At 64.1% G+C, this 24537-nt stretch carries 20 protein-coding genes and 1 pseudogene; 10 read left to right on the top strand and 11 right to left on the bottom strand.

Going from position 1 to position 24537, the window contains the following annotated elements; all coding sequences use genetic code 11:
• Positions 1-22: 22 nt before the first annotated feature.
• From BXU06_RS18625 to BXU06_RS09025, 3 genes and pseudogenes are all read right to left on the bottom strand, one after another.
• Positions 23-400 (bottom strand): annotated as a pseudogene (locus BXU06_RS18625) (toll/interleukin-1 receptor domain-containing protein); the annotation flags it as partial.
• A 10-nt stretch (positions 401-410) separates the two neighbouring features.
• Positions 411-3287 carry a caspase family protein gene (locus BXU06_RS09030; RefSeq protein ID WP_077298819.1) on the bottom strand — a complete coding sequence of 959 codons (2877 nt, stop codon included), beginning with the start codon at positions 3285-3287 and terminating at the stop codon, positions 411-413.
• Between the two features lie 162 nt (positions 3288-3449).
• Positions 3450-3731, bottom strand: a complete 282-nt coding sequence (locus BXU06_RS09025; protein WP_171982171.1) for a DUF2917 domain-containing protein — start codon at positions 3729-3731, stop codon at positions 3450-3452.
• A 360-nt stretch (positions 3732-4091) separates the two neighbouring features.
• Between BXU06_RS09025 and BXU06_RS09020 the strand changes: the two genes are divergently transcribed.
• The gene (locus BXU06_RS09020; protein WP_077298815.1) at positions 4092-5540 is read left to right on the top strand and encodes a PLP-dependent aminotransferase family protein; all 1449 of its coding nucleotides are present in this window, start codon (positions 4092-4094) and stop codon (positions 5538-5540) included.
• Positions 5541-5703: 163 nt separating this feature from the next.
• Here BXU06_RS09020 and BXU06_RS09015 read toward each other — a convergent pair whose 3' ends face one another.
• The 3 genes from BXU06_RS09015 to pdhA form a co-directional block, all read right to left on the bottom strand.
• Positions 5704-6816, bottom strand: a complete 1113-nt coding sequence (locus tag BXU06_RS09015) for a dihydrolipoamide acetyltransferase family protein (RefSeq protein ID WP_077298813.1) — start codon at positions 6814-6816, stop codon at positions 5704-5706.
• 394 nt (positions 6817-7210) lie between these two features.
• Positions 7211-8188: an alpha-ketoacid dehydrogenase subunit beta gene (locus BXU06_RS09010; RefSeq protein WP_077298812.1), complete on the bottom strand. Its 978-nt coding sequence runs from the start codon at positions 8186-8188 to the stop codon at positions 7211-7213.
• Complete coding sequence (gene pdhA, locus BXU06_RS09005; protein ID WP_077298810.1) at positions 8185-9252, bottom strand: pyruvate dehydrogenase (acetyl-transferring) E1 component subunit alpha; 1068 nt, start codon at positions 9250-9252, stop codon at positions 8185-8187. Before pdhA ends, BXU06_RS09010 begins: the two co-directional genes overlap by 4 nt.
• Positions 9253-9545: 293 nt before the next feature.
• Between pdhA and BXU06_RS09000 the strand changes: the two genes are divergently transcribed.
• The 9 genes from BXU06_RS09000 to BXU06_RS08960 all read left to right on the top strand — a co-directional run bounded on the left by BXU06_RS09000 (position 9546) and on the right by BXU06_RS08960 (position 20735).
• Complete coding sequence (locus tag BXU06_RS09000) at positions 9546-10100, top strand: DUF4136 domain-containing protein (RefSeq protein WP_077298808.1); 555 nt, start codon at positions 9546-9548, stop codon at positions 10098-10100.
• Between the two features lie 79 nt (positions 10101-10179).
• On the top strand, positions 10180-10362 hold the full coding sequence (locus tag BXU06_RS08995) for a hypothetical protein (RefSeq protein ID WP_077298806.1): 183 nt from the start codon (positions 10180-10182) through the stop codon (positions 10360-10362).
• Between the two features lie 210 nt (positions 10363-10572).
• Positions 10573-11571 carry an extracellular solute-binding protein gene (locus tag BXU06_RS08990; RefSeq protein WP_171982170.1) on the top strand — a complete coding sequence of 333 codons (999 nt, stop codon included), beginning with the start codon at positions 10573-10575 and terminating at the stop codon, positions 11569-11571.
• A 182-nt stretch (positions 11572-11753) separates the two neighbouring features.
• Positions 11754-13439, top strand: a complete 1686-nt coding sequence (locus tag BXU06_RS08985) for an iron ABC transporter permease (protein WP_308418066.1) — start codon at positions 11754-11756, stop codon at positions 13437-13439.
• Entirely contained in the window at positions 13436-14503 is a 1068-nt protein-coding gene (locus BXU06_RS08980; protein ID WP_077298804.1) for an ABC transporter ATP-binding protein, read from the top strand. The genes BXU06_RS08985 and BXU06_RS08980 overlap by 4 nt, the downstream gene beginning before the upstream one ends.
• An 85-nt stretch (positions 14504-14588) precedes the next feature.
• Complete coding sequence (locus BXU06_RS08975) at positions 14589-18650, top strand: DEAD/DEAH box helicase (RefSeq protein WP_077298802.1); 4062 nt, start codon at positions 14589-14591, stop codon at positions 18648-18650.
• A 199-nt stretch (positions 18651-18849) separates the two neighbouring features.
• Positions 18850-19074, top strand: coding sequence for a zinc ribbon domain-containing protein (locus BXU06_RS17875; protein WP_077298800.1), 225 nt, complete (start codon positions 18850-18852; stop codon positions 19072-19074).
• A 226-nt stretch (positions 19075-19300) separates the two neighbouring features.
• Positions 19301-20254: a thiamine-phosphate kinase gene (gene thiL, locus BXU06_RS08965; RefSeq protein ID WP_077298798.1), complete on the top strand. Its 954-nt coding sequence runs from the start codon at positions 19301-19303 to the stop codon at positions 20252-20254.
• Positions 20238-20735 carry a phosphatidylglycerophosphatase A gene (locus BXU06_RS08960; protein ID WP_077298796.1) on the top strand — a complete coding sequence of 166 codons (498 nt, stop codon included), beginning with the start codon at positions 20238-20240 and terminating at the stop codon, positions 20733-20735. Before thiL ends, BXU06_RS08960 begins: the two co-directional genes overlap by 17 nt.
• A gap of 29 nt (positions 20736-20764) precedes the next feature.
• Here the strand turns inward: BXU06_RS08960 and BXU06_RS08955 are convergent, their stop codons facing one another.
• The 5 genes from BXU06_RS08955 to yjgA form a co-directional block, all read right to left on the bottom strand.
• Positions 20765-21427: an OmpA family protein gene (locus BXU06_RS08955; protein WP_077298794.1), complete on the bottom strand. Its 663-nt coding sequence runs from the start codon at positions 21425-21427 to the stop codon at positions 20765-20767.
• A 116-nt stretch (positions 21428-21543) separates the two neighbouring features.
• On the bottom strand, positions 21544-22332 hold the full coding sequence (gene trpC, locus BXU06_RS08950) for an indole-3-glycerol phosphate synthase TrpC (RefSeq protein WP_077298792.1): 789 nt from the start codon (positions 22330-22332) through the stop codon (positions 21544-21546).
• A 15-nt stretch (positions 22333-22347) separates the two neighbouring features.
• On the bottom strand, positions 22348-23322 hold the full coding sequence (locus tag BXU06_RS08945) for a YheT family hydrolase (protein WP_077298790.1): 975 nt from the start codon (positions 23320-23322) through the stop codon (positions 22348-22350).
• Between the two features lie 6 nt (positions 23323-23328).
• Complete coding sequence (mog, locus tag BXU06_RS08940; RefSeq protein WP_077298788.1) at positions 23329-23913, bottom strand: molybdopterin adenylyltransferase; 585 nt, start codon at positions 23911-23913, stop codon at positions 23329-23331.
• A complete protein-coding gene (gene yjgA / locus BXU06_RS08935) occupies positions 23910-24473 on the bottom strand; it encodes a ribosome biogenesis factor YjgA (RefSeq protein WP_077298786.1) in 564 nt (187 codons plus the stop codon). The genes mog and yjgA overlap by 4 nt, the downstream gene beginning before the upstream one ends.
• Positions 24474-24537 lie beyond the last annotated feature (64 nt).

The raw sequence follows: 24537 nt of genomic DNA, 5'->3' as shown, positions 1-24537 counted from the left end.
GTTCGCCATCAAGTGGCAGCGCTTCCAAAATTTTTAGCGGAGAGTGCTGCCATGTGCAATGCTTGAGCACCACAGGCACCACTCGCGCCTGCCCAGCATGATGCATGGCCAAGGCTTGCTTGACCTCCACGTCAGAACAGTAGTCTGAAGCCAGAAAATGCCGGCTCAACAGAAGCAGCACAATCTGGGATTCAGCCAAGTGTTGGTCTATCTGGCCTGCCCACTCCTGTCCACCACTTAAACAACGGTCATGCCACACAGTGAACGTGCCATTTCTGATTAATGGCGCAAGTTGTTCGCCCAGCGCAATACGATGTTTATCATCTTCATGCGCATAAGAAATAAACACCTTCAGCGGCGCAGGCGCAGGGGTAATAGGCGGAGTATTTGCAGCAGTCATGTGGGATGCCTCAACGCCACACCAATGGGAACTCTCCGTTCGCCACATAGCCCTGCACAGTCTGTAAATAGTTGCCCGGCAGCTTTTTACTGAACTCCTCCACCCTGCGCTTGGTCTGCGGATATAACTCCATGACCGTCAGTTGCTCCCTTTGGGGGCGTGCCAGCACATTGAGCAAAGCGGCGGTGAAGACGCCATGCTTTTGATAACCTTCACGGGCAAATTCGCCCTTGCGGCTGGCACCGATCACCGGGCGTTGGCGTTCGCGGCTCATCCGCTCGTAAGCGCCGGCCATCTCCACCATGCTGCCGGCGTCACAGGTGTCGATCAACAACAGCGTGTGCTGTGGGCTTTCTTTCAGCATTTCAAACAAGCGCGTCTCGCTCAGCCCGGCGCTGCCTGGGCGATAATCCCACGGCAAAAAGCGGTAGCTGTCCACGTGAACCTGGCCATGCCCCGCCAGAAAAATCACCAAGGTGTCCTGAGGTTGCATGCGGGTTTTCAGTTGCGCAAACGCCTGATTGATGCCGGCCAGGCTGGCGTTTTGCTCGGTCAGCACTACCGGCTCGGCCACGTGGCTAAACACCGGTTTGGCGCGGCGGGCAAGCACTTTGGCCACGGCCTTGGCGTCGAGCACGCTGTAGTTCAGTTTGGATTGGCCGCTGTCTGCCGGGTAATTCTGCACGCCAATCGCCAGAATATGCAGGGTTTTTACGCCCACCTGACGCACTCTGGCGTGCAGCGGCGCGCTGAGCGGGCCCGCCACCCCACGCAAGCTGGTGGCTTGAAAAGCCACTTGGTGCTCGCCAGGGGACAGGCGCAGCGCATAAGTGCGTTGGCTGGTGATGCCTTCGGTGGCGGCCGCTTGCCGTCCGCTGACCTCTTGGCCATCAACAAACAGCTTCACCGGGCCAATTCCACCGCCACGGTTTTGCAAGCGCACCGTCACTTCAATTTCGCTGTCGCCTTCCACCCGCTGTCCGCTTGGGGCTTCCACCGTCAGGATGGGCGGCAGGCTGCGGGCGTGCGCCAGCACCTCATCCACCGTGCCCAGCTGCTTAACCGCCTCGGCCATCAGCGCATCGCCTTCTGGGCTCAACCGCTGGCTGATCAACGCCGGGCGATGAAACAACTCCGACAGTTGGCCGGCGCTGACAAACTCGCCATCCTGATCCTTGCCGCGGTTCAGATGGTAGCCAAACAACTCTTCCCCACCTTCCGATGCCGCATAAAACCCCTCCGGCGTCCACAACACCCAGCGCTTGCCATCGCGATGAGCAAACAGCGCCAGCACTTCCTGGCCATCCTCACGGCGATGCCAGCGAATAGTGCCGTCGCCATAGCCAGCCACCACCCAGCGGCCATCCTGGCTCTGGTTCACCGCCCATGCAACGCCAGGCACGGGTTTTTGCCACTGTCGCTTGCCGTCACGCTGATAGCCGCGCAGTGACCAACTGGTGCCCAGCACAAAGCCCTGGCCGTTGGCATCAATCGCCAGGCTGCGCGCTAGTTCGTATGGTTTTAATTGAATGGGTTGACCATTCAGCCGGGGTTGTGTGTTGTCTTCCCAGTTTTCTACCTTGAGGGCCCCAGCGTGGGTGCGGGCCGCGTACAGGCTGGGCTCGTTGGCCGCCGCTGGGCGCAGCAGCAGTTGTCGGCGGCTGATGTCGAACACATACGGCTGCTTACCCCACTTAGCAAAGCCAAAGCGCAGCTGCTGGCCATCAGCGGACAGCCGCAATTGGTCGTGCTGGCCACGCAAATCTGCCTGTTGCGCATCCTGTCGCCCTTGCACTGTGCCCTGGGCATCCAGCACACCCAAAGTGGGGTTTTGTGCAGCAAACAGCCAGCCGCCCTGCGGCAGCGGCGCCAAGTCCATCACCGTGTCAGCGGCCAAGGGGGTGTCCGTCAGCCGATGGCCATCCTGCGCCGCCCAGCGGCGCATGGTGTATTGGCCTTGCACATCCCCGCGCCCCGCCGCCACCAGGCTGCGGCCATCGGCTGACCAGGCCACGCTAGAAAGGCCACCACTATCCACCCCCTGGCGCTCGGGCCGAAACAGCTCGCGCAAATCGTGCGCATCCAGCACCTGCACCACCGTGCTGTCGGCAAAGCCAACGGCAATGCGCTGGCCATCCGGGGAAAAGCGGGCGGCAAATGGCTGCTGGCCGCCGCCCGGTGCGCGCTGCACCCTGGGCGCGCCCAGGCGGCCTTGCGCGTCCACCGGGTGCAGGCGCAATAGGCCATCATAGCTACTGGTCAGCAGTTCCAGCGGCTGGTTGCCTTTCACAGGGCGGAACGCCACGCTGTGGCAACGGTCGCCATAACTGGTGTTTTGCCCGGTAAGCTGGCCGCTGGCGGCATCAAACACCCGTACGCCGTGGTTTCCCCCCAAGCCCGCCGCCAGCCAGCGGCCATCCGCGCTGAATGCCAGATGATTGACCACATTGGGCAGGCCGCTTAAGCGGCGCGCCAGGCGCAGGGAGTGCTGTTGCGGGTTATGTTGGTAGAGGTAGATAGTGTCTTCACCCGTCCACCCCGCCACAGCAATCTGCCGCCCATCCTGCGACATCGCCACCGCGTACAGCTTGCCTTCATTGCCCTCACCCTGCGGCGGGCGCAGCACACCCAGCAGCTTGCCGCTGGCGACTTCCCACAGCCGGGCAGTTTTGTCATGTGATGCGGTCACCGCCCAGCGTCCCTGGCCATCGCTGGCGATTCGGTTGATCTTGGCCGTGAGCATGCCGACTTCCAGGCGCAGAAGCGGGGTGGCGGTGGGTTCGCTGGCGTGGGCGGTGATGGTCAGCAGCAGTATGCACAGCAGGGTATACAGCCTGGCCCAGTGGGTTTGGCCTACGCGGGGGCGGGGAGGAGGGATTGGCGGCATGGCGACAGTTCCGGCAGGGGCATGGTGGTGCAGTTGGATGGGGCTGAGTGTAGCAGGGGTGCCCGTCTACGACCATATGCTGCTGGGGTGTTTGCCTGTGCCGGTGTGTTGCTGAAGGTGGGCTGCGTCGCCCCGTTGTGGCAACGCAGCCCACACAGGGCGTCATACCGTTCGCCACGCGGCATTGACGGCGGGCATTGGGTGTGGGGTGGGGGTTGCGGGGGTGGGGTGGCCGCGTTGCACGCTCAGCTGGCTGGGGTAGATGGCTTCCACCACCAGCTTGCCGGGCCGGGTGAGGGTGTGCATTTCGCCAGCATGCAGTACGATATCGCCGTCGCCCGCCGTCAGCCAGAGCAGGCCAGACTGGCAGAGCACGGTCAGCCCCTGGGCGCGGGGCAGGCAAAACAACTGGCCGGATGACAGCAAATGCGTGGATGCAGACATGATGGGGCTCCTTGGGGTGCGTGGGTGAGCAACAATCCGCCATGGCTGAGGGGTACACGGGTTTTTCAGCGTGTCCTTGGCTTGACCATGGCATGCCCAGCTTACTGTGCACAAGCGAGCCTGCCAGCCCGCCATCAGGCCAAGATCAGGACAGATTCAGCCAATATTGGCCAGCGAGCTGGGGTTCGCAGCAAGCGTGCGGTGAACCCCACTTATGCTAGGCCTTGCCGGCTTACCCCGGCAGAGGCACCCGCACACTGTTTTGGCCGTGCCCGCCGGGGCAGTTGGCCAACTGTCATGCTCATGTTGCAGTGCAACTGTCTCTGGCGCATGGCGGCGGGCAGAGAGAGGATAAAGCCTATGAACGCCCCAGCCCCCCCTTTGTTGTATCAGCACCTGGCCGACGATGTGGCCAGCATGATTGCCAGCGGCACCTTGCGCCCTGGCGACAAACTGCCGTCGCTGCGCGAAATGCGCACCCGCCGCCAGGTCAGCTTGTCCACCGTCACCGAAGCGTTTCGCGTGCTGGAAGACCGTGGCCTGATTGAGGCACGGCCACAGTCGGGGTTTTATGTCCGCCGCCGTCCACCGCTGCCGCTGCCGGCGCAAAGCACGCCATCCAGCGAGCCGGCGCTGGTGTCGGTAAATGCCCTGCTGTGGCGCTATATGCAGATCTCGCGCGAGGTCAGCCCCACCTTTGGCAGCGCGGTGCCGGCCCCGGAGCTGTTTCCCACTGGCCAGCTGCAAAAACTGCTGGGCGACATCACCCGCCGGCAAAGCCATTTGATCAGCGACTATGGCCGCACCGCCGGGCTGGACAGCCTGCGCCGGCAGATTGCCCGACGGGCGCTGGGCTGGGGCGGGCGCTGGTCGGCGGACGATATTATTGTGACCAACGGCTGTATCGAGGCGCTCAGCCTGTGTTTGCGTGCGGTGACCCAGGCCGGTGATGTGGTGGCAATCGAGTCGCCCACCTATTTTGGTTTGCTGCAGCTGCTGGAAACCCACGGGGTGAAGGCGCTGGAGATTCCCACCCACCCGGTGACCGGCATTTCGCTGGAAGCGCTGGAGCTGGCCACCCGTCATGGCCAGGTCAAGGCGTGCATCCTCACGCCCAATTTTTCTAATCCGCTGGGCAGCCTGATGCCGGAAAACCGCAAGCGCGAGCTGGTGGAACTGCTGGCGCGGCGCAATGTGCCGCTGATTGAAGACGACATTTACGGCGAGTTTTATTTTGGCCGCGAACGCCCGCTGCCGGCCAAGGCGTTTGATACCACGGGCAATGTGCTTTACTGCGCGTCGTTTACCAAAATCATCTCGCCCGGCCTGCGCGTGGGCTGGGTGTGCGGCGGGCGCTATCAGGCCAAGCTGGAGGTGTTGAAATACATTAATTCATTCACCACCCCGGCGCTGATGCAGCAAACCATTGCCCAGTTTCTGGAATCCGGCTTTGACCGCCACATCCGCCGCCTGCGCCGGGCCTGCGCCGACCAGGTAGAACAAACCATGGAAGGGGTGGCGCGCTGGCTGCCCAGCGGGGCCAAGCTTAATCCGCCGCAGGGCGGCTATGTGCTGTGGGTGGAGTTGCCAGAAGGGGTGGATAGCGTGCGGCTGATGGAGGACGCTTACGGCCAGGGCATCAGCGTGGCTCCGGGGGCGCTGTTTTCGGCGCGGGAAGGGTTTAATAGCTGTGTGCGGCTGTCGTGTGGCTCGCCATGGACACCAGAGCAAGCCTTGGCCATGCGCCGGCTGGGTGAGCTGGTCAGCCAGCAGTTGGCGGGCGAGCGCCCGCTCAGGGCACGCGCCTGACCGGGCCCAAGCCCGGCCAGACACAGCGCTAAGAACACGCTGATGGATGCAGAAAAACCGTGTTTGCCAAAAGCAAAATCCAGCAAAATCAACACTCTGGATTCCCGCTTGCGCGGAAATGACGATTTGTTCAGCGTTTCCTAAAAAAATACGGCTGCCCGGTTTACCCAGCCTGCTGTAAATCGGCAATCAGCGCCGCCAGAAAGCGTGCCGCTTCGGCTCCGGTGGCGGCGCGATGGTCAAAGGTCAGCGACATTGGCAGCACCCGATGCACCACCACCGCATCGCCCACCGCCACCGGCTCGCGCCGGGCACGGCCAGCGCCAACAATGGCCACTGTCGGTGGCATCACCACCGGGCTGGCGTAACGGCCAGCAAACATGCCAAAGTTGGACAAGGTGATGCTGTGGCCGCGCAGCGATTCAGCCGGAATGGTGCGCGCACGCACGTCCTGCTTCATCTGTTCCAGCGCGGCGCGCAAGTCGTCGCGGCTGCGCTCGGCCACATTGCGCAGCACCGGCACAAACAGGGCTTCTTCGGTGTCGGTGGCAATGCCCACGTCAATATGCGCCAGCTGGCGCACGCCCACCGCCTGGCTGTCATACCAGGCGTTCAGCGCTGGCGCGGCGCGGCAGCCGGCCACCATGGCGCGCAGCAGCCGCCAGGTGGTGTCTTCGCCGGGTTGCCAGGCATCGATATCGGCGTCGTCCACCAGGGTGACGGGCACCACTTCGGCATGGGCCAGCGCCATGTTTTGCGCCATGGCCCGACGTGGGCCGCGCAGCGGGGTGAGGGCGGCGACATTGGCCAGTACCTTGGCCACCCGCTCGACATCGCTGGCCAGAATGGCCCCCTCCGGGCCGCTGGGGGTGACAATCGACAGATCTACGTTCAGTTTGCTGGCCAGTGCGCGCACGGCGGGGGTGGCACGCACACCGCGTGCGGCGGGTTTGCCCACGGTAGCAGCGGCATCACTGACGGTGTGCGCCGGGGTGGTCGTGGTCATGTCGCCGACCACTGAGCCGCTGTCTTCCACTTCGCCACCGTCGTCGATGTCCACCAGCGCGCCGTCCAGCGCCACCACATCGCCCACTTTGGCGTGCAGGGTGAGCACTTTGCCGGCAAATGGCGAGGGCACATCGACAATGGCTTTGTCGGTTTCGACCGAGAGCAGCGGTTGATCGACAACGATATGGTCGCCGGCATTGACGTGCCAGGCAACGATTTCGGCTTCTTGCAGGCCTTCGCCCAGGTCAGGGAGTTTGAAGGTTTTCATGGTGTTGGGTTCCTGTGTGGGGCTGGGCATGGGCAAGCGGTGCTGCGCTGCGCGCAGGGTTTAATTGGGAGCGGGAGTGCGTCCCGCATGCCGCCCTCCTTTCTTTGCTTCGCCAAAGAAAGGAGGCAAAGAAAGGCGACCCCGGGACGCGCGCCTGTCCGCCGCCTGCGGCGGCGGGGGTTCCCTGTGCTTCTCGAAAACCGGGGCCGCCATGGAACTCGCATCGGCTGCGCCGCTGCTCAAACAACCATGGCGGACGGCCCCCCGGTTTTCTGCGATGCTCGGCGCGCTTTACGGGGGATAAACCGGTTAGGCGCGACGGATTGCGCAATGCACTCACTGCCATGCTGATTCATGCCCAGTTGCAATCAAGTTCAATCAAGCTCAGTTCGGATCAATACGCCCGCACGCGTTCGACTGCCGCCAAGATGCGGGCGACGCTGGGCAGGTATTCTTCTTCCAGCCGCGCCAGGGGCATTGGAGTGTCAAAGCCGGTCACGCGTTCTACCGGGGCGAGCAGGCTCATCAGCCCGTCGCCGGCCAGGTTGGCGGCAATCTCGGCACCCACACCGCATTGGCGGGCGGCTTCGTGCACGATCACGCAGCGGCCGGTTTTGGCCACCGAGGCGAGGATGGTGGGCATGTCCAGCGGTTTCAGGCTGGCCACGTCAATCACCTCGGCAGACACCCCCTGTTCAGCCAGCCGGTCGGCGGCTTGCAGGGTTTCCAGTACGGATGGCCCCCAGCTGACCAGGGTGACATCGCTGCCTTCGCGCAGCACAAATGCCGCGCCCAGCGGCAGCGCCACACCGTTGTCTTCTACCGGTTCTTTCAGCAGCCGGTACAGCCGGGTAGGCTCCAGAAAAATCACCGGGTCGGGGTCGCGGATGGCGGCCAGCAAGAGGCCGTAGGCGCGGGCGGGCGAGCTGGGGCTGACCACTTTCAGGCCGGGGGTGTGCGCCAGCCAGGCTTCGGGAGATTCGCCGTGGTGTTCCGGCGCATGGATGCCGCCGCCCACCGGGGTGCGCAGCACCATCGGGCAGCTCAGTCGGCCACGGGTGCGGTGGCGCAGGCGGGCGGCGTGGTTGATCAGGTGGTCAAAAGTGGAGTACATGAAGCCGGCAAACTGGATTTCACACACCGGGCGCAGCCCTTGTGCGGCCATGCCAATGGCCATGCCGGCAATCTGGGTTTCCGCCAGCGGGGTGTCCAGCACGCGATGTTCGCCAAAGCGCTCCTGCAGGCCCAGGGTGGCACGGAACACACCGCCATTTTTGCCGATGTCTTCGCCAAACAGCACCACATTGGGGTCGTGTGCCAGTTCCCAGGCCAGTGCGGTGGTGATGGCGTCCAGCAGGGTCAGGGTGTTCATGCTTGCCCCCTTTCGGTCAGCAGTTGCTGGCGCTGGATGGCCAGGTCGGCGGGAATATCGGCGTACAGATAGTCAAACAGGCTGGACAGTGGCTGCACCGGGGTGGCCAGATAGCGGGCGGCGGCGTCGGCCACGCGGGCTTGCACATCGCTGAGCAGGGCTTCTTCGTCCTGCTTGCTCCACACCCGCTGGTCCACCAGATAGTGGCGCAGCCGGGCCAGCGGCTCCAGCGCCCAGGCGGCGCTGACTTCTTCCTGAGGGCGGTAGCGGCGGGCATCGTCGGCGGTGGTGTGGTCGCTCAGCCGATAGCTGACGCACTCCACCAGCGACGGGCCGTCGCCTGCGCGGGCACGCTCGATGGCGCGGCCAATGCAGTCGCGCACCGCCAGTGCGTCATTGCCGTCGCACTGTTCACCGGGAATCCCGGCGGCGATGGCTTTTTGCGCAAAGGTGGCGGCGGCGGTCTGCCGGCGCGATGGCACGGAAATGGCCCACTGGTTGTTGGTCACCACAAATACCACCGGCAAGCGCCAGGCTCCGGCGGTGTTCATGGCTTCGTAGAAATCGCCTTTTGAGGTGGCACCGTCGCCCAGCGTCACCACCGCCACGCGCGGCTGGTGACGATACTGAAAGGCAAAACCCACGCCCACGGCATGACCGCACTGGCTGGCAATCGGCACGGCAATCGGAAAATCCTCACGCGGGCCGGCAAAATCGCTGCCGCGCTCGTCGCCGCTCCAGTACAGCAGCATTTCGGTCATGCTCACCCCGCGCCAGAGCATCGCCCCGGTTTCGCGGTAAGTGGGCAGCAGCACGTCGTCGGCGCGCATCACGCTGGCCAGGCCCACGGTGATGGCTTCCTGGCCGAGTGAAGAAGGGTAGGTGCGCAGCTGGCCGGTGCGTTGCAGGGCAACTGCCTTGGCGTCGAAGGTGCGGGTCAGCACCATGGCGCGGTAAACCGGCAGCAGGGCATCCAGCTGAAAATCAGGGGGCGGGCAAGCGAGGTGGCCGTGCGCATCCAGATAACGGGTATACGGGATGCGGAATTCGGCAATCGGGGTCATGGTGGTGTCTCCTTTGTCGAAGCGTTGATCCGGAGGGGATCAATCGGTGCCCTTTGTGAGGGCAGTTCCACCATAGCCGAGTTTTTTTGGGCCGTCATTCTGCACTGCGGTAGCTGCAGTGCAGCGAAGGGGGTCAGCGCTATCGGGCCAGGCCCCACGCCGAATCAGGGCAGCATGCACGTCAGGCGTGTGGCAAACTGCCGCCACCTGCCATGGCCAGCTGCGCGCACCATCGTGCGATGGCCTCATACTGACCCACCCGGCACCTTGCCAGCCGGGCACTGGAGGGCACAATGCACCCCCGCATCCGTCACACCCTGCTGGCCGCTGCCACGGCCATTCTCACCGGCTGCGCCCAACTGGCGGTACACACCGACTACAACCCGGCCAAACCCTTGCCGCCGCTGCACACCTACCAGTTAGGCGAGCTGCGCGTCTACGATGCCCAGGGCCGGCTGGATGCCGACAACACCCTGCAAAAAGACCGCATTGCCCGTGCGCTGACTACCGCCCTGGCCGAACGTGGCATCAGCCCGCTGGCGCTGCGGGCCGACGTGCAGGTCAATGTGGAAGTGGAACAGCGCGAAGTCACCCCCATCGACCCCCGCCCGCGCGTCAGCATCGGCGTGGGCCGGGGCATCTACCCCGGCTGGGGCATGGGCTGGCAGCTGCCGGTGGCGCGTGGCTACACTGAAGGCCGCTTGCGCGTGGACCTGCTCGCCGACGGCGTGTTGCGCTGGCGCGGCGAAACCTGGCTGACGTTGAATCACGCCGGGCAATGGGATGATGCACGGATGCTGGATGGCCTGCGGCAAGTGGTGGGGGCCTTGCCGGGCACGGCGCGCTGAAGCGGGTAGCGGCGTAGATCCCCACGGTAGCAACCCGATTACCGCGCTTGTGTCCGCCTGGAGGACAATTCAGACGGATTTGCGCATACAGCTGAAAAAAACGCTGGCGGATCATCCGGCCCTGGCTGACGAATTGGCGGCCTGGCTGAAACAGGCGCAGCAGGTGCAGGCACAGCTGGGGGCCACGCAACATGCTACGGTCACGGGCAATGGCAATCAGGTGTTTCAGATTGCTGGCTCGGGGATCAATATTCAGCGCTGATCGGGTGCGCAATCGGTAAGTCGGGGCGGGGTGGCGCCAGCGATGCCCGCCCCGACCCACTCGCCTTGCCGGCGGTGACGCCCGATTTCCCCCGCTTGTCCAGCCACCATCTGCGCCCTGTTTGATCCCACCCCAGTACGCTAATTGATAATCCTTATTTTTTGCGTTAGGATTTGCCTATTCCGCAATTGCCCACTTTTATCGATAGGTATGCCTGTGAAACGCACCCTGCTGGCCCTGGCCACCCTGACCGCCCTGTCTGCTGTTGCCCACGCTGAAGAAGTGGTGGTGTACAGCGCCCGCAATGAGCAGCTGATCAAACCGCTGTTTGACGCCTACAAGAAGGAAACCGGCGTTGACGTGAAGTTCGTGACCGGCCAGGAAGGCCCGCTGATGGCCCGGCTGAAGGCCGAGGGAGCAAATACCCCGGCAGACATCCTGCTGACGGTGGATGCCGGCAATCTGTGGCAGGCGGCCAATGAAGGCTTGCTCAAGCCGACCCAGTCCAAGGTGCTGGAAAGCAATGTTCCCGCCCACCTGCGTGACCCCAAGGGCCAATGGTTTGGCTTGTCGGTGCGCGCCCGCACGATTTTCTTCAACACCCAGAAGGTGAAGCCGGCGCAGTTGTCCAGCTACGAAGACCTGGCCGACCCGAAATGGAAGGGCAAGCTGTGCCTGCGCACCTCGAAAAAGGTGTACAACCAGTCGCTGGTGGGCATGCTGATGGCCGATATCGGCCCGGTGAAAACCGAGCGGGTGGTGCGTGGCTGGGTGGATAATCTGGCCACCGATGTGTTTCCGGACGACACCAAGATGCTGGAAGCCATTGCCGCCGGCCAGTGTGAAGTGGGCATTGCCAACACCTATTACTATGGTCGTCTGATGGAAAAAACCCCGAACCTGCCGGTGGGTATTTTCTGGGCCAACCAGAAAAGCTCCGGCACGCATGTGAATGTGTCTGGCGCGGGCATCACCCGTCACGCCAAAAACGAAAAAGGCGCGCTGCGCCTGCTGGAATGGCTGTCGTCGGACAAGGCACAAAACCTGTATGCCGACGTGAACATGGAATACCCGGTCAACCTCAAGGTCAAAACCGACCCGGCAGTGGCCAAATGGGGGGATTTCAAACACAACTACATCAACGTCGCCAAGGCTGGCGAGCTGCAGGCTGAAGCGGTCAAGCTGATGGACCGCGCCGGCTATCGTTGATGTCCGGCCAGTGGGGCGCACGGCCTGTCTGAGCAAAGTCAGGCATGGTTTTTGCAAAAACCGCCTTGCGCCCAACCCAATGGCTTGATTTAACCGCTGCCGTGTGGCGAAATTGCCCCACGGCATTTGCATTTCCTGCCTGGCCATGAAGGTTTGCCCCGTTTGCAGAAAGGCTTTTTCCATTGAATAGCAACAGCCTGTCTCCTTCTCCTGCCACCGCCGCGCTGCCTGGCTGGCGCTTGCCCCGGTTTGCACTGTCGCGCTGGCAATGGCTGGCCGCCGGCCTGAGCCTGGTGACGCTGATTCCGCTGGCGGTGATTCTGGCTTCGTTTCTGCATATCGACGGCGAAATCTGGGCACATCTGTCCGAATTTGTTCTGCCCCGTCTGCTGGCCAATACCGCCCTGCTGCTGGTGGGGGTCAGTCTTGGCGTGCTGTTGCTGGGCGTGCCGCTGGGCTGGCTGGTGGCGGTGCATGAGTTTCCTGGCCGCTGGCTGTTCAGCTGGGCGCTGATGCTGCCGCTGGCCATGCCCGCCTATGTGATGGCATTTACCCAGATTGGCCTGTTCGACTTCACCGGCGTGGTGCAAACCTGGCTGCGCGATACCTGGGGCAGCTCGGCGTGGATGCCGCCCATCCGCTCACGCGGTGGCGTGCTGCTGGTGATGAGCCTGGCGCTGTACCCGTATGTGTTCCTGCTGGCCCGCGATGCCTTTGCCACTCAGGGTCGGCGTGCACTGGAAGCGGCCCAGTCGCTGGGGCTGAACCCCTGGCAGGGTTTCTGGCGGGTGGCCTTGCCCATGGCGCGGCCCTGGCTGATGGGTGGGGTGTCGCTGGCGCTGATGGAAGCGCTGGCCGACTTTGGCGCGGTGTCGATTTTCAGCTTTGACGCCTTCACCACGGCTATTTACAAGGCCTGGTTTGGCATGTTCTCGCTGTCGGCGGCGTCGCAGCTGGCGTCCTTGCTGGTGTTGCTGGTGTTTGTGCTGATCTGGCTGGAACAGCATATCCGCGGTCGGCGTGCCTACCACGCTGGCCGGCTGGCCGCGCCCCAGCCGCGCCTGCCGCTGCGCGGCGCGTCGGCCTGGCTGGCCTGTGGCTTTGCCAGCCTGGTGCTGCTGCTGGCGTTTGTGCTGCCGTTTGGCCAGCTGCTGGTGTGGGCGGCACGGGTCTGGCAGGCCGACCTGGACGCTCGCTATATCGATTTTGTCTGGCATTCGCTGGCGCTGGCCGGCATGGCCGGCGCGCTGGTGGTGTGCGTGGCGCTGGCCTTGTCTTACGCCCAGCGACGCGACCCGCAGCCGCGCACCCGCCTGCTGGTGCGCCTGGCCACGCTGGGCTATGCGGTGCCCGGCACGGTGCTGGCGGTTGGGCTGTTCATTCCGGTAGCCTGGCTGGACAATCTGCTGCTGGCCTGGCTGGGCGAGGCGCTGCCCAGCGGCACCACGGCCATTTTCAAAGGCACGCTGGCGGTGATGCTGCTGGCCTATCTGGCGCGTTTTGCCGCCGTGGGGTTTTCTTCGGTGGACGCCGCCATGCAGCGCATTACCCGCAGCCAGGAAGAAACCGCCCGCACCCTGGGTGAATCCGGCTGGCGCCTGCTGCGCCGGGTGCATGTGCCCATGCTGCGCGGCGGCTTGTTCACCGCGCTGCTGATGGTGCTGGTAGACGTCATGAAAGAAATGCCGATTACCCTGATGACCCGGCCCTTTGGCTGGGACACCCTGGCGGTGCGAATTTTTGAGATGACTTCCGAAGGCGAATGGGAGCGCGCCGCGCTGCCGGCGGTCACCCTGGTGCTGACCGGGCTGCTGCCGGTGCTGCTGCTGGCCCATTCATCGTCTTCTGCTCAGGCCCCCTCCCGATGACCCCTCCCTTATTGCAACTTGACGCCATCAGCCAACGTTACGCCCGCCAGACCGTGGTAGACCAGCTGTCATTTTCGCTGCAACGCGGCGAAATCGGCTGCCTGCTGGGTGGCTCCGGCTGCGGCAAAACCACGGTGCTGCGCTGCATTGCCGGCTTTGAAACCCTGAGCGCCGGGCGGATTGTGCTGGATGGCCAGCTGCTGGCCGACACCCGCCTGCACACCCCGGCGCACACCCGGCAAATCGGCATGGTGTTTCAGGACTACGGCCTGTTTCCCCACCTGACTGTGGCCGGCAATATCGGCTTTGGCCTGAGCGCGCTGGCACGGGACGAGCAGGCCCGGCGCACCAGCGACATGCTCGCCCTGGTGGGCCTGGCCAATCTGGCCGACAGCTATCCGCACGAGCTGTCCGGTGGCCAGCAGCAACGGGTGGCGCTGGCGCGCGCGCTGGCCCCGCGCCCGCGCCTTTTGCTGCTGGACGAGCCGTTTTCCAATCTGGACGTGGCCCTGCGCGAACGGCTGGGCCAGGAAGTGCGCGATATTCTCAAGGCAGCGGGGGCCACGGCGATTCTGGTTACCCACGATCAGAACGAAGCCTTTGCCATGGCCGACAAGGTGGGGGTGATGGACCAGGGCCGCATCATGCAGTGGGACACCCCGTACAATCTGTACCACCAGCCGGCCAATCGCACCGTGGCCAGCTTTATTGGCCAGGGCGTGCTGCTGCCTGGCGTGGTGTGTGCCGATGCCTGCATCCAGATTGAGCTGGGCGAGGCATGCAGCATGCGCCCGCATGGCTTTGCCGCTGGCACACCAGTCGAAGTGCTGCTGCGCCCGGATGACGTGATTCACGACGACAGCAGCCCGCTGCAGGCCACGGTGGTGGGCCGGGCGTTTCGCGGTGCCGAGTTTTTATACACCCTGGCGCTGCCTTCCGGCCACACCCTGCTGGCGCAAGTGGCCAGCCACCATAACCATGCGCTGGGCGAATCCATCGGCATCCGGCTGGATACCGCGCATCTGGTGGCGTTTGGCGTGTCGGCCCCCGATGCGCCACATTAAAGGCCGTGTGGCAAACGGGAACACTTGAGCGGGCACAGGCTGGCGTATACTGCTGGCGATCCTGATTATTTGCTCATACCTGCCTATGTTTGCGCTGATCCCTTCCCAATCCACCGCGCTGGAACGTGCGGTGCTGCATTACCTGGCGCTGTTGCCAACGGGGGGCACCATGGCCTCCCTGAGCCAGCTGATAAACCAGTTTCTGCCCAATACTCCCAAGCCGAGTCACACGCAGCTGACGCAGGCACTCAAAAAATGGCATGACACGGGATGGATTGTGGGGGCAGCCACCATTCAGCATGCCCGCCTGAGCCCGCAGGCGCTGGTGGCCGTCTGGGCCGATCTGGCCGACTATCCCGAGCGCTTGGTGCTGGGCCAGAGCGGACTTCTGCAAAAAGATTACCGCACGTCTTACGGTATTGCCGATCTGCAGGCCCTCCAGCGTAGTGCCTTATATCTCCAATTATTCACCCAGACGGATCTGGACGCAGATGGGCAAAAGCAGCTGCAAGACCATCCCGACTGGGCAGCAAACCTGTTTGGCCAGGGCGAGCACGCCAACCTGTTGTTGCAATGCTTGCCAGAATCCACCCAGCGCCTGGTCTGGGCCAGCGCGCTGCCCTACTGGCTGAACACCCTGTCGCCGCTACCCTGCTGGCCGCTGCCTGAGCCGCCGGCATTGTCACCTGCCGCGCAAGACCAACTGGGCCTGCTGCAACTGCTCTGCCGCCCCAGCCACGCGCCACTGGTCACCCCACCGCAGGGCAGTGCAGCCAGCATCCTGCTGGCGCTGCTGCGCGGCGAATTTGCCCGGGCGGTGGAACTGAGCCAGCACTGGCTGCAGCAGTATGGCTGCCCGCCAGGCAAGCGCAAACCGGTGGTGCCAGAATGGCTGTTTCATTGCTACGCCGCAGCCCTGCTATGCCAGGGCGATGCAGGTTACGATGCGTTTCAGCACTGGATGGCTGAGCATAAAAAGCGGCCTGAGCAGGTGGTCTGGCTATGGATGTCACAGCAGAATGGCACATCGGGCGTGTCGTTGCTGGACGAGGCACCACGCACCGTCTTGCGCGGCTGGTCGGGGTTCTGGCTGGCGCTGAGCTGCCACTGGAGCGAGCTTAAGGCAGGCAAGCCTGCCCGCCCTAGGCTTCGCGAGGACTGGAACTTGGCCATCATGGCGTTGCGCAATACCCTGCGCAACGGCCATTACGCGTTTTGCGAACAGGAACTGACCGGGCTGATTCAGCGCCGCACCGGCCAGACACCCGATCTTAGCTGGCATCAGCACGGCACTACCCGGCCTCTGGCCGAGATTTACCAGCCCGCCCCGGCCTGGCAACAGGCGCTGGCCACCCTGACCCGGCTGTACCAACCCGCAACCAGCAGCCCATCGGTCAGCAGCGAATACCGGCTGGCCTGGTTTGTGGAAGTGACCAAACATCAGCTGATTACCCTTGAGCCGCGCGAACAAAAATATAGTGCCAAGGGGCAATGGAGCAAGGGCCGCCCGGTGGCTCTGCGCCGTTTGATTGGCAGCGATGGCCCGCCGCCGGCCTATCTGTGCGCCCAGGACCGTGCCGCGCTCAGCGCCGTGCATGCCGAGCAGCAGTATTATTACGGCGGCTATCGCTATGAGCTGGATGCCGAGCAGGCGCTGCTGGGGCTGGTGGGCCATCCGGCGCTGTTTCGCACCGAGGCCCCAGACGTGCGCATTGACTTGCTGGCAGGCCAGCCCGCCCTGCATCTGGCGCAAAAAGGCGGTGAGATTCAAGTGTCGCTGTGGCCGCCCAAGCTGGCTCAGGCCGACACCCTGTTGCTGGAGCGGGAAACCCCCACCCGCTGGCGGGCGTTTGCCATCACCCAGGACATTCATCAGATCAGCCACATTATTGGCCAGGGTTTGTCGGTGCCGCTCAGTGGCAAGGCCCAGTTACTTGATGCCATTGCCCATATTGCCCCGCTGATTCCGGTGCAAAGCGATATGGCCGAGTTGTCCCAGCATCTGGAGAGCGTGCCGGCCAATGGCATGCTCTACGCCCATCTGCTGCCGCTGGAGGCAGGCCTGCGCCTGCAACTGCGGGTGCAGCCCCTGGCAGGTGGCAACGACTACCCACCGGGCGAGGGCATGATGTCATTGGTGGGCGAGCAGGATGGCAAGGCGGTACAAACCCAGCGTGATCTGGCTGGCGAGCGCCGTGCGGTCAAGGCACTGCTGAAACGCTGCCCCACGCTGGCGGCCAGTCCGAAAGAAGGGGGCGAATGGCAGTGCGCCGACCCGCAGCAGGCGCTGACCACGCTGACCGAGCTACAAGCCTGTCCAGCCGAGCTGCTGCAGTGTGTCTGGCCAGAGGGCGAGCGCATGCGCCTGAAGGGGCGGCGCACGCTGGCGCAATTGTCGCTGGGCCTGAAACAGCAGGGCGACTGGTTTGTGCTGTCTGGCCAACTGGCGCTGGACGATGGCCGGGTGTTGCAGCTGCGCGAGCTGCTGTCGCTGGTCAGCCAGCATGGCGGCCAGTTTGTACCGCTGGGCGAGCGCGACTGGCTGGCGCTGGGCGACAGCCTGCGCCAGCGGCTGGGCGTGCTGGCCCAACTGTCGGATGCCAGCGGCAAGGGCGAGGGCGTGCGCCTCAACCCGCTGACCGCCCCGCTGCTGGCAGAACTGGCCGACGAAGTGGGCGAATTCAGCGCTGATAGCGCCTGGGATACCCATCTGGCCCGCTTGCAATCGCTGCGCGATTTGCCGATTGCGTTGCCCGAGCGGTTTCATGGCGCGCTGCGCGACTACCAGCTGGAAGGCTTTCGCTGGCTGGCACGCTTGGCACACTGGGGCGTGGGGGCCTGCCTGGCCGACGACATGGGCCTGGGCAAAACCGTACAGATGCTGGCGCTGTGCCTGTACCGCGCCGGGGAGGGGCCGCAACTGGTGGTGGCCCCAACCTCCGTGGCGCAAAACTGGCTGGTTGAAACCGCACGCTTTGCCCCCAGCCTGACGCTGCGCCCTTACCACCAACAGCGCAATCTGGATAATCTTGGCCCCAACGATCTGGTGATAGCCAGCTATGGTCTGCTGCAACAGGACCACGCGCACTTTGCCGCCGTGCCCTGGCGCACCGTGCTGCTGGATGAAGCCCAGGCCATCAAGAACCCGGCCACCCGCCGCGCCCAGGCGGCGATGTCGCTGCAGGCCGAGTTTCGTCTGGCTGCCAGCGGCACGCCGATTGAAAACCATCTGGGCGAACTGTGGAGTTTATTCCGGTTTCTCAATCCCGGCCTGCTGGGCAGCCAGGAGCGCTTCAACCAGCGCTTTGCCACCCCCATTGCCAATGGCGACGGCCAGGCCCGCCAGGCGCTGAAAACCCTGGTGCAGCCGTTTATCCTGCGCCGGACCAAGGCCCAGGTGCTGACCGAGCTGCCGCCCCGCACGGAAATTTTGCACAAGGTGGCGTTGTCCAGCGACGAGCAGCATCTGTACGAAGCACTGCGCCAGGAAGCGCTGGCCAAGCTGGGCAAAAATGATGAGCAGCAGGCTATTCAGGTGCTGGCAGAAATCACCCGCCTGCGCCGCTTTTGCTGCCACCCCTCGCTGGTCTTGCCCAATAGCACGCTGGCCGGCAGCAAGCTGGCAGCGTTTGCCGAGATTGTTCGCGAGCTGCTGGACAACGGCCACAAGGCGCTGGTGTTCAGCCAGTTTGTTGACCACCTGGCCTTGGCCCGGCAATGGCTGACCGAGCAGGGCGTGCCGTTCCAGTATCTGGACGGTGCCACGCCCGCCAAAACCCGTCAGGCACGGGTCGAGGCATTCCAGCGCGGTGAAGGCCAGGTGTTCCTGATCAGCCTGAAAGCTGGCGGTGCCGGGTTAAACCTGACCGAGGCGGATTATGTGATTCACCTGGATCCCTGGTGGAACCCGGCAGTGGAAGACCAGGCCAGCGACCGGGTTCACCGGATTGGCCAGCAACGCCCGGTGACGGTTTACCGGCTGATTACTGCCGGCACCATCGAAGAACAGATCATCGCCTTGCACCACGCCAAGCGCGATCTGGCCGACAGCTTGCTGGAAGGTGGCGACATCAGCGCCAAACTGGACGCCGAAGCCTTACTGGCGGTATTGCGCGGGGAGCCGTTGCCCGAAAACCGGAAGCGCTGACCCGGTGCGCGGCAAGCCCCGCCGTTCAGGGCGGGGAAGGATGGCGCGGACGACGTAGCCGTCCTTGCCGTCGATGGGGGTGGACTGCAAAAATACCCGTATGCAACGACTTCAAGCCTACAAGCTGGCGTGGAACGGTGGACATCTCATTGCCGTGCCGGTGTAGAACACCAGCCGGACGTGTCCGTGCTGCGGCCATGTGTCGGCGGCGAATCGCCAGACGCAAGCCAGGTTCGAGTGTGTGGCGTGTGGTTTCGAGGAAAACGCCGATCTGGTCGGCGCGATCAATATCACGTGCCAGCGTTGCATGATCAAGTTGCGTTGGGTAGCATTCATGGGCGGGCGTGATGATGATGGGTCTGGTAGCCGTTGTCATGCCAGAAGCCACCGCCCGCATTGTCTTCGACCCGCCCTCCCGGAGTGAAAAAACCTCAGCGAAGCATGGGTTTTGCAAGAGGCTCCTCTGACACCCCAGGCATGCGCTGACTGATTCAGCAAATCGTTTTGGCAAAAAGCAAAACCCAGCAAAATCAAAAACCTGGACTCCTGCCTTGGTGGGAATAACGGTTTTTTCAGCATTGCCCTCGCGACTCTTCATGCCAGCCCCCATTCCTTGTCATGACACGACAGTTCAAAAAAGCCAACCATGCATGAACGAATTTTCCCTGATTGAGCATTATTTTAACCGCCTGGCCCGTGACGATGGCGTGGTGCTGGCCGTGGGCGACGACGCGGCGATTTTGCGTCCCAGCGCCGGCTGCGAGCTGCTGGTGTCGGTCGATATGCTGGTGTCTGGCCGGCATTTTTTTCCCGAGGTGGACCCGCGCGCGCTGGGGCATAAAACCCTGGCGGTCAATCTGTCTGATATGGCCGCGATGGGCGGACGGGCGCGCTGGGCCACGCTGGCCGTGGCCTGGCCGCAGCTGGACAGCCCCTGGATTGCCGCCTTTGCCGAGGGGCTGTTTGCCCTGGCGGCGCACCATCAGGTAGACCTGATTGGCGGTGACACCACCCGTGGCCCGCTCACCCTGTCGGTGCAGATCATGGGTGAGGTGCCTGCCGGGCAGGCGCTACGCCGGGATGGCGCGCAGCCCGGCGATGAAATCTGGGTCAGCGGTCAGCTGGGGCTGGCCGCCGCCGCCTTGCAGCACCGGCTGGGTACGCTTAGCTTGCCTGAACCGGTGCGGGCGTTGTGCCAGCAGCAGCTGGACTGGCCGCAGCCGCGTCTGGCCTTGGGCCAGGCCTTGCGCGGGCTGGCCAGCGCGGCGCTGGATGTGTCGGATGGGCTGCTGGCCGATCTTGGCCATCTCCTGCAGCGCTCTGGGGTGGCCGGTGAGGTATGGGCCGGGCAGTTGCCCAGCCATCCCTGGCTGTGCGCCCAGGGTCTGGCTACCTTGCCCTGCCTGGCGGCGGGTGGCGACGATTACGAGCTGTGCTTTACCGCCCCGCCCCGCCACCATGCGGCGATTGCCGCCCTGGCTGCGCCGCTGGGCCTACCGTTGAGCTGTATTGGCCGGATTGTTCCCGGCCAGGGCTGTCGCCTGCTGGATACGCAGGGGCAGCCGATTATTCTGGAGCGTGAAGGTTATGACCACTTTGCCTGACTGGCGCTTTATGCTGCGCCATCCGGCGCACGTGATTGCCTTGGGTCTGGGCAGCGGCCTGGCCCCGAAAGCACCCGGCACCTTTGGCACACTGGCAGCATTGCCGCTGTACGCGCTGTTTCTGGATATCGGCCTGACCCCGCTGTGGGTAGCCGTATTGCTGCTGCCGGCGTTTGTGCTGGGCTGCTGGGCATGTCAGCGCACGGGCGACGCACTGGGCGTGCCCGACCACGGTGCCATGGTGTGGGACGAAATGGTGGCCATGTGGGGCGTGCTGGCGGCACTACCAGCCACGCCGCTGGCCTGGCTGCTGGGGTTTGGGCTGTTCCGGCTGTTCGATATTGTCAAACCCTGGCCGATTCGCTGGCTGGATGCACGGGTGAAGGGCGGGTTTGGCGTCATGCTGGACGATGTGCTGGCGGCGCTGATGGCCTGGCTGACGTATCTGGCGCTGGTAAATCTGGCGGGCTTGCCGGGGTAAGCGCTTGCCTACCCCTGGCTGGCACAACGTTACTCGGTGATCGGCGCAATCAGGATTTCCACCCGGCGGTTCAGCTGACGCCCGGCTTCGGTGGCATTGCTGGCGCGCGGCTCGTAGCGGCCACGGCCATACACGCTCATCCGTTCGCCATACACACCGCGTCCGCCAAAATAGCCGGACACGGCCCGGGCGCGGTTTTCCGACAGCGGCTGGTTGATGACGTCGTTGCCCTGGTTATCGGTGTGCCCGCTGATGGCCATCGTGGTTTTCGGGTACTTCACCAGGGTATTGCCAATCTTGTTCAGCGTTGGATAAAAACCGGGCTTGATCTGGTAGCTGTTGGTGTCAAATGCGGTAGCCGAGGTCATGGTGACCTTGATCGACTTGTCGCTGTACTGCTGGATCACGATATTGCCAGCCTGCACTTCCGAGGCCAGATTGATGTCCAGCTCGCGCTTTTGCTGGTCCATGTAATTGCCAATCGCCGCGCCTGCCAGCGCACCGCCCACGGCGCCAATCAGCGCGCCGCGACCGCGATGGTTATGGCTGATGGCAGCCCCAGCGGCAGCACCACCCAGGGTGCCGATGATGGCCCCTTTCTGGGTGTTGCTCATGCTGTCCCAGCCGCTAGTGTTGGCGCAACCGCTGACAGCGAGAGTCATGGCCAGTCCGGCCAGCAGGGATTTTTTCATGGTGGTGTCTCCGTGGGGGGTGAATGCCGCGTACTTGGGCGGTTTCTGTCAGTGTAGTGGCTGGCCGGGCAACGGTGCAGCCAATCTTGCCCGGGGTTTAATCCAGCGCCATCAATTCAGGCAAACAGGCGCGCCAGCGCTTCACCAGGGTTGGCTTCACGCATGAAAGCCTCGCCCACCAGAAAGGTGTGCACCTGGGCGGCGCGCATGCGGGCCACGTCAGCGGCGCTGGCAATGCCGCTTTCGGTGACGGCAATCCGCTGGGGGCCAATGGCCGGCAGCAGGTCCAGCGTGGTGTCGAGGTTCACTTCAAAGGTGCGCAGATTGCGGTTGTTCACCCCAATCAGCGGCGTGCGCAGGGTGAGCGCCTGTTCCAGCTCGGCGGCATTGTGTACTTCTACCAGCACAGCCATGCCCAGTTCATTGGCCTGTTGTTCAAATGCCTGCATCTGCGCCGCGTCGAGCACGGCGGCAATCAGCAGGATGCAGTCTGCGCCCATGGCCCTGGCGTCAACAATCTGGTACGGATCGATGATGAAGTCCTTGCGCAGCACCGGCAGCGGGCAGGCGGCGCGGGCAGCCTGCAGGTAGGCGGGCGAGCCCTGGAAATAGTCGCGATCGGTCAGCACCGACAGGCAGGCGGCACCGTGGGCGGCGTAGCTGGCGGCAATCGCCGCCGGGTCGAAGTCGGCGCGGATCACCCCCTTGCTTGGGCTGGCCTTTTTCACTTCGGCAATCACTGCCGGCAGGCCGGCGGCCAGCTTGGCGCGCAGGGCACCGACAAAATCGCGGGTGGGGCCGGCATCGCGGGCGGCGGCGGTCAGTTCCGCCAGCGGGCGGCTGAGCTGGTCAGCCGCCACTTCGCGCCGTTTGGTGGCAACAATGGTGTTCAGAATGTCGGACATGGGCAGAGCATCCAGTTAATGCAGGGCATGGGTGGCAAAAAAATCCAGCAGGCGGTGCGACAGCCAGTCGAGGTGGCCGGGAAACGCGCCGGAGACAAAACCAACATGGCCGCCGCTGGTCGGGTATTCCAGGGTGACGGCGGCGCTGGCCTGTTCGGGGCCGGGCAAGGCGTGAGCGGGCAAGAACGGGTCGTTGCCAGCGTTCAGCACCAGAGTGGGCCGGGCAATCCGGCTCAGCCAGGGCTTGGCCGAGGCGCGCGCCCAGTAGTCGTCCACCCCGGCAAAGCCGTGCAGTGGGGCGGTGACGTGGTCGTCAAACGCCCGGAAACTGCGGCAGCGGCGAATCTGGGCGGGATCAAGCAGGCCGGGGTGGCGTTGGGCGGTGGCCAGGCTGGCCGGTTTGAGCGTGCGCAGAAACATCCGGGTGTAAATCTGCCGGGACAACCCCTGATCCAGCCGGGCTCCGGCAGCGGCCAGGTCAAGCGGTGCCGACACCGCTGCTGCCGCAGTGAGTTGGGCGCAGTCGCCCGCCTCGCCCAGGTGCTTGAGCAGCATATTGCCGCCCAGTGACACCCCCACTACATACAGTGGCCGGCCCGCGTGGGCCAGTCGGGCCAGTATCCAGGCCACTTCGGCAGAGTCTCCGGCGTGGTAGGCGCGCGGCAAGGTGTTTGCCAGCCCGCCGCAGCCCCGAAAATGCGCCACCGCGCCCTGCCAGCCGCGTTGAGCCACCGCGTGCATCAGGGCTTTGGCGTAATGGCTGTGGCTGCTGCCTTCCAGCCCGTGCAGCAGCAGCACCAGCGGCGTGTGCGGTGTCGGGCTGTCCAGCCAGTCCACGGCAATCTGGCCGTGATCCGGGGTGGGCCAGATTTCCCGCCGGTAGGCCGGCAGCGGCAAGCGCAGGCACAGCGCCGGGTAGATCGTCTGACTGTGCCCGTCGGGCAGCCAGCGCGGGGCCTGGTAGGCCGAGGCGTGCAACACGGCGGCCATGGTGGCTCAGGCGGGCCGAACGGCAGATTTCGGGCGGAAAGCCTTGACCCGCGCCGGGTCGGTGTCGATCCACGGTGCGCCAATCAGGTCCAGACAGTAGGGCACGGCGGCAAAAATCCCCGGCACGGTGACCTGGCCCTCGGCGTTGCGCAGGCCTTCCAGGGTTTCGGCAATGGCTTTGGGTTGGCCGGGCAGGTTGAGAATCAGCGCCTGCTTGCGAATCACCCCCACCTGACGCGACAGGATGGCGGTGGGCACAAAGGCCAAGCTGATCTGGCGCATCTGCTCACCAAAGCCGGGCATCACCCGGTCGGCCACCGCCAGGGTGGCGTCCGGGGTCACGTCGCGCGGGGCCGGGCCAGTGCCGCCGGTGGTCAGCACCAGATGGCAGCCCTGGTGGTCAACCAGGTCAATCAGCGTGGCCTGGATATCATCCTGTTCATCGGCAATCAGCCGGGCTTCAAACTCCACCGGGGTGGTGATTACCTGTTTCAGCCAGTCGCGCAGCGCCGGCAGGCCCTTGTCTTCGTACACCCCCTGGCTGGCGCGGTCACTGACCGACACCAGACCAATTTTCACCAGCTGGCTCATGCGGCGTCCTCGTCGTCATCCTCCGGGCGCGCCGGTTTTACCGGACCGCCAGGCTCGGGAATAATGTCCTTGAGCAGCTTGAACACCATGCGGAACGCCTTGGGCGGCTTGTTGTCGGCCTGTTCGCGGCGGGCATTGCGGATCTGGGTGCGCAGGGTTTGTACGTCGATGCCGGGGTATTCGGCCAGCAGGGCGTCCAGCGCCTTGTCTTCGGCCAGCAGGCGTTCGCGCCAGCGCTCCAGCCGGTGCATCCAGCCGGTGTGCTGGTCGGATTCGCCGCGCAGCACCGCCAGACGGGCTTCAATCGGGGCCGGATCGACATTGCGCATCAGCTTGCCGATGTACTGCAGCTGGCGGCGTAGCGCGCCGTGGGCGTTCAGCCGCTTGTGTTCGAGCACGGCTTCGCGCAGCGCGTCGGGGATCGGCATGGTTTTCAGGGTGTCGTTGGACAGGCCGATCAGGGCTTTGCCCAAATCCTGCAGGGCGTCCATTTCGCGCTTTTTTTGCGACTTGCTGACCAGCGTTTCGTCCGGCTGGCGGGGTTGGATCGATGTTGTCATGGTGCTTGGGGAAAAGACTAAGACTGGTATGATACAGGAACCCTGCCCACTCTTGCGGACTGCC

The organism is Aquaspirillum sp. LM1 (assembly GCF_002002905.1).
Taxonomy (GTDB): Bacteria; Pseudomonadota; Gammaproteobacteria; order Burkholderiales; family Aquaspirillaceae; genus Rivihabitans.
Note: the sequence above shows the minus strand (reverse complement) of the source record. Positions and strands in the feature narration are given on the sequence as shown.